Raw genomic sequence first — 13,419 nt, 5'->3', positions numbered from 1 at the left:
CATGGCTACCGTCGAGCTGACGTTCAGCGCTCTCCCCGCGCACGTGCGGACCGCCCGGCTGGTGGCCACGGCGATCGCCCGGCGTACCGGCGTGGAGGAATCGCTGCTGGACGAAGTCAGGCTCGCCGTGGGTGAGGCATGCTCCCGGGCGGTCGAGGCGCATCGACTTCACTGCCCGGGCGAGCCCATCCGCATCGAGCTACGTGACGACTCCGGGCGTTTCGAGGTCACGGTCAGCGATCTGGCCCCCAGTGACGAGATCAAGCAGGAGCAGCCGCTCGATCTGGGCATGCTCTCTGACTCGTTCATGTCAGGCTTCGGCATCGCCGTCATCTCGGGTCTGGCCGATGACGTCGAGGTCTTCCCCAGCCCCAAGGGGACGAACATCCGGATGAGCTGGCCCGCCTCCAACGGGGTGGGTTCCTGACCTGACATCGCTTGGATCGGTCCCTTGTCTCCCTAGGGGCGTGTTCGAGCTGGTCGGGTGTGGTTTTAGGGGCGATAGACGGGGATGAGGGGATGTTCGGTTGTGGCATGCCTTCATCCCTGTCGAGTCGCGCCATGTTTCCGCATGTCCTGACGAGGTCGCTGAGTGCCTCGTTCTGTCGGCATGCCCGGACGGCCTGCGCCGCTCTGCGACAAGCGGCAGCGCGTGTGCGCGCGGACGTCGGACGGCCCGGCCGCCGGATTCGGCCACGCCCGGTGCGAAGCTCGGCGAAGTCTGGTGCAGGGGTTCGGCTGGAGCGGTTCAGCGAGCTCCGGTGCAGGGCTCGGTGCCGCAGGGACTTCGGCGTGTACCGGCCGAAGCGGCTCAGGGCGGTCCGGTGCGGGGCCTGGAACGGCGTCGAAGCAGTGTGAGGGGCGCACGCCTCTACGCCTGACGCCTCTACGCCTGACGCTTCTACGCCGCACGCTTACGGAGCTTTGGCCTCGGAGCAGGCCAGAGCCCGGCTTCGCACGTTCAACCGCTGTGTCGTGCGGCGAGACGCCCAGGTTCCGATCGGGCGGTTGCTCAGGGGGCGGACTGCGGGCCGGCTGTGCAGGCGGCTCCGCAGGGCGCGGGTCAGTGGCTGGGGTCGAAGGGCCAAGGTCTACGGCGGCAAAGGCCGGAGGCTGACTGCCGAAGGTCAGTGCGGCGAACGCCTGGGCTGGGGGCTGAAGGCTCAGTCGCTGCGAAGGCTCCGCGTGGCGCGGTCGCGACCGAGGGTCGAAGGCCAGGGCGGCAAATACGGCCTGGGCCTGCTTGGGGTGTTCTGGTGGAGCGATGCGACTGCCCCATAGGATCTTGCTCCCCCAGTGGTGTCTGTGGAAGGTGGCGAGAGTTATCCACAGGCTGTGGATGGGCGGGGGATAGTCAGTCGGGTCGTCATGAGGCCTCGCGGTGGGGCGGCAGGGGCATGGGGTTGAGGTGGGTGACTGGCGGCGACTGGAAGAAAGGCGTGGCGGCCGCACATGGGGCTGTCAGGACCGACATCCGGAGGGCCGCGTGGGAGCTCCAGGTCGAGATTGAGGCATCGGGTTTGGCTATTGGCTGGCGTAGCTTCTCGGCCGCCGCAGGGGCTTTGAGGCGGTGTAGAGCCTTTCGGGCCGACGCGCGAGCTGTCGGCTGTCGGGGAGGTGGCCTGAAGGGGCGGGGCGGTGTCGGCCAGGGGCCCGATTGGCGCCTGACCGGGAGGTCAAGGGGGGCGTACGGCATTGGGAGGCGCCGGGCTGTCGTGGAGGTGGCCTGGAGGGGCGGGGCGGTGTCGGCCACGGGCCCGAGTGGTGCCCGGCCGGAGGTCAGGGACGGCGTACGGCTCCAGGAGGCGGTGGGTGGCCGGGTCGCCGGGCCCGCGTCGGTTGGCCGCGTCCGGTGGGCCGTGACGCGGGAGGCGCGGCGGCCGGGCAGCTCCGGCGGGCCATGTCATCGGGCTGCGTCGGCCGGGTGTCCCTGCGAGGCCGTGTCATCGAGCCGTGTTGGCCGGGACGTGTCCTGGCGGGCTGTGTCATCGGGCCGCGTTGGCCAGGGTGCGTTCGGCGGGCCGTGTTGCTGGGGCGCGTCCGTCGGTCGTGGTGCCCCGCCGCGTCTCGCGGAGGTAGCACGGAGGTGGCGCGCGGAGGTAGCACGGAGGTGGCGCGCGGAGGTAGCGGGGAGGTGGCACCTGGCGGTCGCGGCCGGCGGTCGCGCCTGGAGGTCGCGCCTGGAGGTCGCGCCTGGAGGTGCTGCCATGCGGTGCTGCCATGCGGTGCTGCCAAGCGGTGGTGCCGGGGTGCTGCGGGGGGGGCTCGGGTGGCCGGTGGGGAGTGTGGGTGGGGTGGGTCGGCGTGTCGTGGGGATTAAATCTGGGTTTCGGGCGGTCCGATTTGTGGGGTTGTCATGCCCGTAAACCTGAGGAAATTTCGCCTGTCAGATCTCAAACCGGCCCGCTGTCAGGGGATTACTGAACGCCCGCGCAAATAGCCGCCCCGAGAGCCTTCATATCCGTTCAGTGCCTGCGTAGACTCCCGGCACCGGCCAAGGTGATCCGGCGGAACCGCGGATTCAACCGGAAGCGGCACCCACAACCCGGATGGTGCCGCACCCGCCCGCCGAGAAATCCGCAGCACCGTTCGGGCAGGACGACCGGTCTTGCCGAGGAGAACGATGAGCAGGCACATGCTGGCATTGGCGCCAGCGCCCAATCTGTCCCTGAGCGGTAACAATCTCACCATCGTGATCGTGGTCGCCGCGGTCGCGCTGATCGCGCTAGCCGTCGCCGGCGGCCTCGTACGCGAGGTGCTGTCCGCCGGCCAGGGCACCGAACGCATGCAGAACATCGCGCGAGCCGTGCAGGAAGGCGCGGCTGCCTATCTCACGCGCCAATTCCGCACACTGGCGGTCTTCGTGATCGTCATTCCCTTCCTGTTGCTCTTGCTGCCGGGCGAAATGGACGTACGCGTCGGTCGCTCGATCTTCTTCGTGGTCGGTGCGGTGTTCTCCGCATTGACCGGATTCATGGGCATGTGGTTGGCGGTGCGCGGAAACGTGCGCGTCGCCGCCGCGGCCAACGAGTCGGGCGAGAAGCGCGCCATGCGCGTCGCCTTCCGCACCGGCGGCGTCGCCGGCATGTTCACCGTCGGCCTCGGGCTGCTCGGTGCGGCCGTGGTCGTCTTCATCTACCAGGGCGAGGCGCCCCACGTTCTCGAAGGCTTCGGGTTCGGGGCGGCGCTGCTGGCGATGTTCATGCGAGTCGGCGGCGGCATCTTCACCAAGGCCGCCGACGTCGGCGCCGACCTGGTGGGCAAGGTCGAGCAGGGCATCCCCGAGGACGACCCGCGCAACGCCGCGACGATCGCCGACAACGTCGGTGACAACGTCGGCGACTGCGCGGGCATGGCGGCCGACCTGTTCGAGTCGTACGCGGTCATGCTGGTCGCCAGCCTCATCCTGGGCAAGGTGGCCTTCGGCGAGCAGGGCCTGATCTTCCCGCTGATCGTGCCCATGATCGGCGTGCTGACGGCGATCATCGGCATCTTCGTCACGGGGCTGCGCGACCGCGACCGCAGCGGCATGGCGGCGATCAACCGCAGCTTCTTCATCTCGGCCGGGATCTCGGCGGTGCTGGTCGCCGCGGCGGCCTTCTGGTATCTGCCCAGCAGCTTCGGCGCCCTGTCGGGCTCGACCGTCACCTCCGACGCCGACCCGCGCCTGATCGCGGTGGGCGCGGTGCTGATCGGCCTGGTCCTGGCCAGCGCGATCCAGCTGCTGACCGGCTACTTCACCGAGACCAACCGCCGTCCGGTGCGCGAGATCGGCGAGAGCTCGGCCACCGGGCCGGCCACCGTCATCCTCGCCGGCATCAGCGTCGGCCTGGAGTCGGCCGTCTACTCGGCGCTGATCATCGGCGGCGCGGTCTACGGGGCGTTCCTGCTCGGGTTCGGGAACGTCACGATCGCGCTGTTCGCGGTGGCCCTGGCCGGCACCGGCCTGCTGACCACGGTCGGCGTCATCGTCTCCATGGACACCTTCGGCCCGGTCTCCGACAACGCCCAGGGCATCGCCGAGATGTCCGGCGACGTCGAGGGCGAGGGCGCGCGGGTGCTCACCAGCCTCGACGCCGTCGGCAACACCACCAAGGCCATCACCAAGGGCATCGCCATCGCCACGGCCGTGCTGGCGGCGACGGCGCTGTTCGGCGCGTTCCGCACGGCGGTGGAGGACCAGCTCTCCAAGGCCGGCCAGGACATCAAGGCGGCGCTGGGCGCCTTCTCCACCTTCAGCCTCAGCATCGACCAGCCGAACGTGCTGGTGGGGCTGATCGTCGGCGCCGCGGTGGTGTTCCTGTTCTCCGGCCTGGCGATCTCGGCGGTCGGCCGCGCGGCCATGCGGGTGGTCTTCGAGGTACGCGACCAGTTCCGCAACAAGCCGGGCATCATGGACGGCACCGAGAAGCCCGAGTACGGCCGCGTCGTGGACATCTGCACCCGCGACTCGCTCCGCGAGCTGGCCACGCCCGGCCTGCTGGCGGTGATGACCCCGATCGCGGTCGGGTTCGCGCTCGGCTACGCGCCGCTCGGCGCGTTCCTGGCCGGCGCGATCGCCTGCGGCACCCTGATGGCCGTCTTCCTGGCCAACTCCGGTGGCGCCTGGGACAACGCCAAGAAGCTGGTCGAGGACGGGCACCACGGCGGCAAGGGCTCCGAGGCCCACGCCGCCACGGTCATCGGCGACACGGTCGGCGACCCGTTCAAGGACACCGCGGGCCCGGCCATCAACCCGCTGATCAAGGTGATGAACCTGGTGGCGCTGCTGGTCGCGCCGGCCGTCGTCCTGTACGCGGGCAACGCCGCGCTGCGGATCGGCATCACGGTGGTGGCGGTGGCGGTGGTCGTGGCAGCCATCGTCGTCTCCAAGCGCAGGTCGGTGACGAGCGAGCCGGCCAACAACGACCGCGAGCACGAGCCCGTGGCCTCGTAACGACCGATCGACGAGACGCCCGTCCCGGCCAGGGGCGGGCGTCTTCGCATGCGGGCGGGTGGCGCGGGGGACGGCGGGGGCGCGGTGGGAAACTGGGCGGGTGGAAGAGGACAACCGGCCCTCGGGCGGGAAGACGCTGGGCCTGATCCTGCTGGCGATGCTGGTCATCCTGGGCGTGATCATCGGGCTCGGGATCTGGGCGTCGAAGGGATGACGTGCCAGACGATGACATGCCCGATGACGTGCCAGACGATGACATGCCCGATGACGTGCCAGATGATGACGTGCCGGGTGATGACGTGCCGGGTGATGACGTGTCGAGGGGATGACGTGCCGAGGTGATGACGTGATGCGGACCCTGATACTGCTCCGCCATGCCAAGGCCGCGCAGGTGCCCGGTCTGGCCGACCGCGAACGTCCGCTGACCGAGCGCGGCGAGCGGGACGCCGGCCGGGCCGGCGACGAGATCAGAGCGGCCGGGCTGAGCCCCGGCGCGGTGCTCTGCTCACCGGCGCTGCGGACCAGGCGCACCGCCGAGCTGGCCTTCCCCGGCATGGAGATCAGCTACGAACGCGACATCTACCAGGCCTATCCCGAAGAACTGCTCGAACTGCTCCGCAGGACCGACCCGGAGCTGGGCACGGTCGTGTTGTGCGGGCACAATCCCGCGGTGCACGAGCTGGCCCTGCAACTGGGCGGCGGCGACTACGGCTTCCGGCCGGGGGCGTTCGCGGTGATCCAGGTGGAGGCGGCGTGGGTAGACCTGTGGCCGGGGGAGGGACGCCTGGTCACGCACTGGGATCCCAAGGAGCACTGACCGGGGACGACGCCTATGAGGGGGGCCGCCAGAGCGCTGCGTGACGGCTTCTCGCTGCCCGCGCGCCCGCCCTGGGGGTACGGGCTGCTGTGCGGGCTCGCGGTGGCCGGGCCGCTGCTGGCCGGGGTGCTGGCGGGCCGGCCGCAGTCGGGGGCGTTCCTGGCCCTCGGGGCGTATCTGACGGCGTTCGGGGACATGTACGGGCAGCCGTACGCGGCGCGGGCGCGGTCCATGGCCATCAAGATCGTGCTGATCGCCGGCGGGTGCTGGCTGGGCCTGTACCTGGCGGACCGGCCCTGGTGGGCGGTGCTGGCGCTCGGAGCGGTCGCCGCGGCGGGCGGCCGGTGGCGCACGGTCGGGACGCCGCCCGCGTTCGCCCTGGTCACCGGGTTCTACCTGGCGGTGCCCGCGGGGTTCGGGCCGCCCGAGCTGATGGTGCTCGGCGGCCTTCTGTACGCCGTGCCCGCCCTTGCCCTGTGGCCGTTGCGCCGGTTCGACCCGTTGGCGACGGCGCTGGGCGAGGCCGTCCGCGGCGTGGCCGGGCTGCTCGACGGGCTCGCCGGCGACGACTGGGACGACCGCAGGGAACGCGCGTCCAAGGCCCTGGAGACGGCGGCCACGGCGTCGGCGTCGTTCGAGAGCATGGACGCGGCCGGCCGGTCCGCCGACGCGTACGTCGAGGCGCTGGTCCGGATCTTCCACGAGACGGTGGCGCTGCGCGCCCTGCGCGCGGCGGCCCCGGACGAGCAGGACGGGATCGACGACGTGGCCACGACGCTGGCCGCGGACCTGCGGGAGGCCGCGGACGGGCGGCGGGCCGGGGTGGTGGAGGCGCTGGCCGTCACCGCCGACTACGCCGAGCGCCTGGGCGCGCGCGAGCCGGGCGCCGACCCGGCGGCGCTGCGCAGCGGCGCGGTGCTCGGGCAGGCCCGGCGCTGCCTGGACCGGATCGCGGTGGGGGTGCGCACCGTCGGCCTCCTGGCCGCCCGGCACGTGCCCCCGGCCGGCCGCGGGCTGCTGCCCGGATTGCCGGGAAAGCCTCCGGCGGGCCGCGGGCTGCCGGCGGGGTTGCCGGATGAGCCTGCGGCGGGCCGCGGGCTGCTGCCCGGGAAGCCTGCGGCGGGGCGCCGGCTGTTCGCGCGGCTGCCGTGGAAGCCGCCGCCGGGCGGTTCGGGGCCCGAGCACGCCGGGCGGCTGGGGCTCACCGCCGCCGTGGCGATGGCGCTGATGCTGGGGGTGCACGAGCAGTACGGCAAATGGTTCGTGTTCACCGTGCTGCTGGCGGTGCGGCCCACCTACGGGGACACCGTCGAGCGGGTGGTGCTGCGGGTGGCCGGCACCGTGGCGGGGGCCGCCGGGGCGGCGCTGATCCTGGCGGCGGTGCCGGGGCCGTACACGATCGTGGGGACGGTGCTGGTGTTCGGCACGCTCGGGTTCGCCCTGCGCGAGGTCAGCTACGGCTACTGGTCGATCTTCGCGACGCCGCTGGCCATGATGCTCACCGACTTCTCGACCCGGCTCGACTGGGAGGCGGCGGGGATCAGGCTGGCGCTCACCGCGGGCGGCGGCGTGCTGGCGCTGGCGGCGGCCCGCCTGCTGTGGCCGCGCGGCCAGGCGGGACGGCTCCGCGGCCTGGCCGCCGAGCTGCTGCGCGAGCACGCCTGCCTCGTCCGCGCGCTGGCCGAAGGCGACCTGGACCGGCTGCCCGACCGTACGGAATCGGCCGGGACGGCGGCCGACCGGCTGCGCGAGTCGCTGGACAAGCTGGACAAGGAGCCGGGCGGCAGGGCGCCGGCCGAGCTGCGGGCCGCGCTGACGCTGGCCAGGAAGCTCAGGGACGACGCGATCCTGCTCGGCGCCGTGCTGCGCGGGGCCGAGCCCGGCTCGGACGCCACCGCCGGCGTGCTCGACGCGGTGGCCGACCGGCTGGACGCCGTGGGGCAGGCCGTACGGGAGGGCGAGCCGCCGCCCGCCGCCGACGCGTTCGAGTCGCAGCTCGACGAGGTGGCGCGGGAGGTCAGCTCGCTGATGGAGGAGGCGGCGGCGGGGGAGGGCACGGCCGTGCGCAGGCGGCTGCGGCACGCGGTGACCGCCCACCCGGCGCTCAGGTCGCTCTGCAAGGACGCGCTCGACCTGGCCGCCGAGGTCACCGCCCGGTTCAGGACGTGAGCACGCCGTCCTCGGCGTCGGCGGCCTCGACCTCGTCCCTGGAGATGCCCAGGAGGTAGAGGATCGAGTCGAGGTAGGGCGTGTTGACCGCGGTGTCGGCCGCCTGCCGGACGACGGGCTTGGCGTTGAAGGCGATGCCCAGCCCGGCCGCGGCGATCATGTCGAGGTCGTTGGCGCCGTCGCCGATGGCCACCGTCTGGGAGATGGGCAGCCTGGCCTCCCTGGCGAACCGCTCCAGCGCGCGGGCCTTGCCCGGCCGGTCGACGATCTCGCCGACGACCCGCCCGGTGAGCTTGCCGTCGATGACCTCCAGGACGTTCGCCGCCGAGTAGTCGATGCCCAGCTCCTCGACCAGGGCGTCGGTGATCTGGGTGAAGCCGCCGCTGACGATGGCGAAGCGGTAGTCGAGGCGCTTGAGCGTACGGACGAGGGTGCGGGCGCCCGGGGTGAGCACGACCTCCTGGCGCACCTGCTCGAACACCTCGGCCGGCAGCCCTTCGAGCAGCGCGACGCGGCGGCGCAGCGACTCGGCGAAGTCGAGCTCGCCGCGCATGGCCTGCTCGGTGACCCGGGCAACCTCGTCGAGGCAGCCGGCGTGCGCGGCCAGCAGCTCGATGACCTCGCCCTGGATGAGGGTGGAGTCGACGTCCATGACGATGAGCCGCTTGGCCCGGCGGGACAGGCCGGTGCGCTGGACGGCGACGTCGACCTCCTGGGCGGCGGCCTCGGCGGCCAGCTCGACGCGCAGGGCGGTCGGGTTGGCGCCGGAGACCGACAGCTCGATGCAGGTGACGGGCCACTGGGCGAGGCGTTCGATGCGGTCGATGTTGGCGCCGGCGGCGGCGATGCGGCCGGCGATGCCCGCGATGGCGGCGGGCTGGAGGGTGGCGCCCAGCACGCTGACCGACAGGCGGCCGCGGCGGCGCTGTTCCTTGGCCTGGGAGCCGGTGGAGAGCTCGACCTCCATCCCGAGGTCTTCGGCCACCCGTTCGACGGCGGTCCACATCGCGCCGAGGGTGGTGCCCGTGCCGGTGGACGGGCCGCCGGCGTAGGCGACGAGCACGCCGAGCGTGAGTCTGCCGCGGATGACGACCTGTTCGATGTCCGCGACCGTCACCGGGAACCCGGACAGCACGGAGAAGAGCCTGGAGGTGACACCGGGCCGGTCGGGGCCGGTCAGGGTGATCAGGAGGGTGCGCTGGTCCACATCCAGCCACGGTACTGCGCCCGGTCCGGTGCCCGCGCAGCAGGCTCGCCATTCGGACACGGGCGCAGCGGCCGCGGGACTAGCGGACGATCTTCGTCTTGGCGGTCTTGGCGTAGCCGTGCTCAGGGATGCCGAGGCGCTCGAGCTCCTCCTGGGCCAGGGACCACGTGCCCTTCTCCTGGTCCCACATGCCCTGCTGGACGTCGTAGGTGACCACGCCGAGGGTCGCCTTCTGCGTGCCCACGGCGCTCTTCTTCAGCTTGGCGTAGAACTCGAGGCGGACCCAGTCGTCCTTCTCCAGGACGTAGGGGACGCTGCAGTACAGGGCGCGGCCGTCGAGGGCGCAGATGGTGCCCTTGGGGGCGCTGTAGCGGATCTTCCGGAGGTCCACGCCCTTCGGGAACTGGCCGCCGACGAACCAGGCGTCGGCCGAGTACGGGCCGGTGTTGGTCGCCTGGAGGCTGTACTTGATCTGGCCGCCGGCCTTGGCCGTCTTGGACGCCTTCAACTTGATGTCGAAGACCGCGAAGGGGGCGTCGGCGGCCTTGGCGGCCGTGGCGGTGTGGGCGGCGGTGGTCGTCGTGGCGGACGCGGGCACCGCCGGGACAATCAGCGCACCGGCCAGCAAAGCCAGCGAGGCGACCTTAGTGAGGGAGTTGCGCATTAACGTCTCCGGAGAGGAAGTGGCACGGGGACGCGCTTGAACAAGCCCCCGTAAATGTCGGCTGTTCCTATCACGTGGGCAAAATGTGTGTAAAGCTTATTTATCCAGAATCAGGTGCGTGTCGCCGAACTCGTGCCACAGATATCCCTTCCGCAGCGCCTCTTCGTACGCGCGGGCCAGGGCCCTCTCGCCGGCGATCGCCGTCAGCATGAGCAGGTGGCTGGAGCGAGGTTCGTGCAGGCCGGTGATGAGCCCGGTGACCGCCCGTACCCCGGTGGCCGGGGTGACGACGTGGCCGGTCCAGCCGGAGGCGGCGCCGACCAGGCCGTCCGGGCCCACGGCGGTTTCCAGTGCGCGCACGACGGTCGTCCCCGCGGCGATCACCCGGCCGCCGTTCCGCCGGGTCAGGTTGACCAGCCGGGCGGTGGCGGCGGGCACCTCGTACCGCTCGGCGTAGGGCCGCTCGTCCTTCTCCGGCGAGGCAACGCCGGTGTGCAGCGTGACGGGCGCGATCGTCACGCCCCGCGAGACCAGCGCGGTGACCAGCTCGGAGGTGAACGGCCGGGCCGCGCTCGGCATCTCCGCGCTGCCCGGCACGGTGGCGAACACCGTCTGGTAGGCGTCGATGGGCCAGTCGGCCGGCACGTACGAGTAGCGGATCGGACGGCCGTGCTCGCGCAGGTACGGCAGCACGTCCCGGTCCAGCCGCGCCCGCCACAGCCGCGGCGTCTCCCGTTCGATCAGCCGCAGCGTGGCCCGGCCGGGCAGCGGCAGCCACTCGCCCGGCTCGCCGCCCCCGTACGGCTCGGACGCCTTGGCCGTCCTGCGGCGCAGCTCGACCAGCCAGGTGCCGTCCTCGCGGGCGGTGGAGAAGTGCACCGCGAGCCGGTCGAGCCGGACCGCCGCGGGCAGCGTCGCCGAGTTGTTGACCACGATCAGGTCGCCGGGGTCGAGCAGTCCGGGCAGGTCGCCGAACCGGTGGTGGGCGGGCTCGGCCTCGCCGCGCGAGACCATCAGGCGCACCGCGTCCCTGGCCAGCCCGCGCGCCTCGGGCGGCTCGTGGGCCGACAGGTCGTCGGGCAGCGCGAAGTCCAGCAGCGCCGTCATTGCAGGCTCACCTTCCCGCCGGCCGGACGGGACGTGACCAGGTCGCGCAGCGCCGCGGCCACCTTGGCGGGGTCGGTGGCCGACGACGCCTCCTCGGCCCCGACGGCGTCGGCGAGCATGCGGGTGTTCATCTCGCCGGGATCGGCCCACCAGACCCGCAGGCCGGGCTCCTCGGCGGCCAGCACGTTCGACAGCTGCTCCAGGGCGGCCTTGGTCGCGCCGTAGCCGCCCCAGCCCGCGTAGGCGCCGGTGGCGGCGTCGGAGGTGATGTTGACCACGGCTCCGCCGGCCGCGCGCAGGGCGGGCAGCGTGGCCTGGATGAGCGCGAGCGGCGCGGTCACGTTCGTCTCCAGCAGGACCCGGAACGCCTCCAGCGGGTAGCCCGCCAGCGGCGGCAGCGGGGTCACCCCGAGGTCACTGGCGTTGTTGACCAGGAGGTCCAGCTCGGGCACGGCCCGTCCCAGCCGCGCGATGTGCTCGGGGTCGGTCACGTCGCCGGGGATCGCGGTGGCGCCCAGCTCGTCGGCGATCCGGCGCAGCTCGTCGGCGCCGCGGGCGGTGAGCACGAGGTTCCAGCCCGCCTCCGACAGGGACCTCGCCAGGGCGAGGCCGAGGCCGCGGGAGGCGCCGGTGATGAGAGCGGTGTTCGTCATGACATCGACGCTAGGATCGGCGCGCCGCGCCGGCATCGGGCGCAGGGCCCGCTCCCGCCTGGGCACATCGTCCTAGGACGTCCTAGGACTCCGCCCCTGGAGCGGGACCCTAGAGTGGGTCCGTGAGCTCATCGGACCGGGACGAGATCCTGCAGGCGGTGAGTTCCGCCGTGCTCGCGGTCACTCGCCATCTGTCGGTCCGCGAGGTGCTCCAGGTCATCGTACGGTCGGCGCAGCGCCTCCTCGACGCCCGCTACGCCGCGCTCGGCGTGCCCGACGACGACGGCTCGTTCGCCGAGTTCGTCGCCGAGGGCCTCACCGACAAGCAGTGGGAGGCCATCGGCCCGCTGCCCAGGCAGCACGGCATGCTCGGCGCGATGCTCCGCGAAGGCACCCCGGCCCGGCTGCCCGACCTGCGGGAGGACCCGCGGTTCGAGTGGTGGCCGAAGGCGCACCCGGTGATGAAGGACTTCCTCGGCGTCCCAATCCGCGACGCCGACCAGGTGATCGGCATCATCTTTCTGGCCAACAAGCGCACCCCCGGCGGGTTCACGCAGGAGGACCAGGAGCTGCTGACGCTGTTCGCCGCGCACGCCGCCATCGCGCTCACCAACGCCAGGCTCTACGAGCGCGGGCGCGAGCTGGCCATGCTGGAGGAGCGCAACCGGGTGGCCCGCGAGCTGCACGACGCGGTCACCCAGAAGCTGTTCTCGCTCCGCCTGACCGCCCAGGCCGCCGCCACCATGCTGGACAAGGCCCCCGAGAAGGCGCACGCCGAGCTCGAACGCGTCCAGCGGCTGGCCGGGGAGGCGCTGTCGGAGCTGCGCGCGGTGATCGTCGAGCTGCGCCCGGCCGAGCTCGACCGCCACGGGCTCGCCGAGACGTTGCGCAAGCACGTGCGCATGCTCGACCGGCTCCACCCCTCGCTGGTCACCTTCGAGTGCGACGAGCTGCCGCCGCTCGACTCGGCGGTGGAGGTGGCCGTGCTGCGGGTGGCCCAGGAGGCGCTGCACAACGCGCTCAGGCACTCCGGGGCCTCGCGGGTGTCCGTGCGCCTGGTCCTCGACGGGGGGACGCTGGCGCTGACCGTCCACGACGACGGCGACGGCTTCGAGCAGGGGGAGTCGCACGGCCTTGGCCTGGTGTCGATGCGCGACCGGGCGGAGTCGGTCGGCGGGGCGATGACGGTCTCCTCGGCCCCCGCCCAGGGGACCACCGTACGCGTGGAGGTGGGCGTGTGATCCGGGTGCTGATCGCCGACGATCATCCGGTGGTCCGGCAGGGGCTGCGGACGTTCCTCGACCTGCAGGACGACATCACCGTCGTCGGCGAGGCGGCCGACGGCGCGCAGGCCGTCGAGCTGGTCGGCGAGCTGACGCCCGACGTGCTGCTGCTCGACCTGAAGATGCCGGTGCTCGACGGGCTCGGCGCGCTGGAGCGGCTGGCCGGCTCGGCCACGCGGGTGGTGGTGCTGACGTCCGTGAGCGACCGGTCCGACGTGGGCCCGGCGATGCGGGCGGGGGCCGCGGGCTTCCTCTACAAGGACGTCGATCCGTCCGCGCTGGTCCAGGCCGTGCGGGCGGTGCACAACGGTCAGGTGCTGCTCGCGCCGGAGGCGGCCGAGGCGATGTTGTCCGCCCCGGCGCCCGTGGCCGCCGTGCCGGGGCCGGCGCCGCTGACCGAGCGCGAGCGCGAGGTGCTCGCCCTGATCGCGGCCGGGCGGTCCAACAGGGAGATCGCGCGCAGCCTCGCCGTCGCGGAGAAGACGGTCAAGACCCACGTGTCGAACGTGCTGATGAAGCTGGGCGTCCAGGACCGGACCCAGGCCGCGCTGTACGCCGTGCGGCACGGCCTGGCCTGATCAGC

10 protein-coding genes are annotated in these 13,419 nt (G+C 72.4%); 6 read left to right on the top strand and 4 right to left on the bottom strand.

The features are described 5' to 3' along the window. Position 1: 1 nt before the first annotated feature. The 4 genes from ACIBK9_RS02875 (at position 2) to ACIBK9_RS02860 (ending at position 7,922) form a co-directional block, all read left to right on the top strand. Positions 2-427: an ATP-binding protein gene (locus tag ACIBK9_RS02875; protein WP_358290423.1), complete on the top strand. Its 426-nt coding sequence runs from the start codon at positions 2-4 to the stop codon at positions 425-427. Positions 428-2,623: 2,196 nt separating this feature from the next. Continuing rightward, on the top strand, positions 2,624-4,936 hold the full coding sequence (locus ACIBK9_RS02870) for a sodium-translocating pyrophosphatase (protein WP_397154688.1): 2,313 nt from the start codon (positions 2,624-2,626) through the stop codon (positions 4,934-4,936). A 349-nt stretch (positions 4,937-5,285) separates the two neighbouring features. After that, entirely contained in the window at positions 5,286-5,753 is a 468-nt protein-coding gene (locus tag ACIBK9_RS02865) for a SixA phosphatase family protein (protein WP_397154686.1), read from the top strand. 15 nt (positions 5,754-5,768) lie between these two features. After that, entirely contained in the window at positions 5,769-7,922 is a 2,154-nt protein-coding gene (locus ACIBK9_RS02860; RefSeq protein ID WP_397154684.1) for an FUSC family protein, read from the top strand. Here the strand turns inward: ACIBK9_RS02860 and serB are convergent. The 4 genes from serB to ACIBK9_RS02840 all read right to left on the bottom strand — a co-directional run bounded on the left by serB (position 7,912) and on the right by ACIBK9_RS02840 (position 11,553). Continuing rightward, positions 7,912-9,129: a phosphoserine phosphatase SerB gene (serB, locus tag ACIBK9_RS02855; protein WP_352357394.1), complete on the bottom strand. Its 1,218-nt coding sequence runs from the start codon at positions 9,127-9,129 to the stop codon at positions 7,912-7,914. The genes ACIBK9_RS02860 and serB overlap by 11 nt on opposite strands. Before the next feature lie 79 nt (positions 9,130-9,208). Beyond that, positions 9,209-9,793, bottom strand: coding sequence for a hypothetical protein (locus tag ACIBK9_RS02850; RefSeq protein WP_397154682.1), 585 nt, complete (start codon positions 9,791-9,793; stop codon positions 9,209-9,211). A gap of 96 nt (positions 9,794-9,889) precedes the next feature. Further along, positions 9,890-10,900 carry an S-adenosylmethionine:tRNA ribosyltransferase-isomerase gene (locus tag ACIBK9_RS02845; RefSeq protein ID WP_358290408.1) on the bottom strand — a complete coding sequence of 337 codons (1,011 nt, stop codon included), beginning with the start codon at positions 10,898-10,900 and terminating at the stop codon, positions 9,890-9,892. Then, positions 10,897-11,553 carry an SDR family NAD(P)-dependent oxidoreductase gene (locus ACIBK9_RS02840; RefSeq protein ID WP_387677940.1) on the bottom strand — a complete coding sequence of 219 codons (657 nt, stop codon included), beginning with the start codon at positions 11,551-11,553 and terminating at the stop codon, positions 10,897-10,899. The genes ACIBK9_RS02845 and ACIBK9_RS02840 overlap by 4 nt, the downstream gene beginning before the upstream one ends. A gap of 122 nt (positions 11,554-11,675) precedes the next feature. Here ACIBK9_RS02840 and ACIBK9_RS02835 point away from each other — a divergent pair, with 122 nt between their 5' ends. Both ACIBK9_RS02835 and ACIBK9_RS02830 read left to right on the top strand, forming a co-directional pair. After that, the gene (locus tag ACIBK9_RS02835; protein ID WP_397154679.1) at positions 11,676-12,794 is read left to right on the top strand and encodes a GAF domain-containing protein; all 1,119 of its coding nucleotides are present in this window, start codon (positions 11,676-11,678) and stop codon (positions 12,792-12,794) included. Continuing rightward, positions 12,791-13,414: a response regulator transcription factor gene (locus ACIBK9_RS02830; protein WP_352357384.1), complete on the top strand. Its 624-nt coding sequence runs from the start codon at positions 12,791-12,793 to the stop codon at positions 13,412-13,414. The genes ACIBK9_RS02835 and ACIBK9_RS02830 overlap by 4 nt, the downstream gene beginning before the upstream one ends. The last annotated feature ends 5 nt before the right edge of the window (positions 13,415-13,419 follow it).

It is taken from the genome of Nonomuraea sp. NPDC050227 (genome assembly GCF_044459705.1).
In the GTDB taxonomy this organism is placed as follows: Bacteria; Actinomycetota; Actinomycetes; order Streptosporangiales; family Streptosporangiaceae; genus Nonomuraea.
Note: the sequence above shows the minus strand (reverse complement) of the source record. Positions and strands in the feature narration are given on the sequence as shown.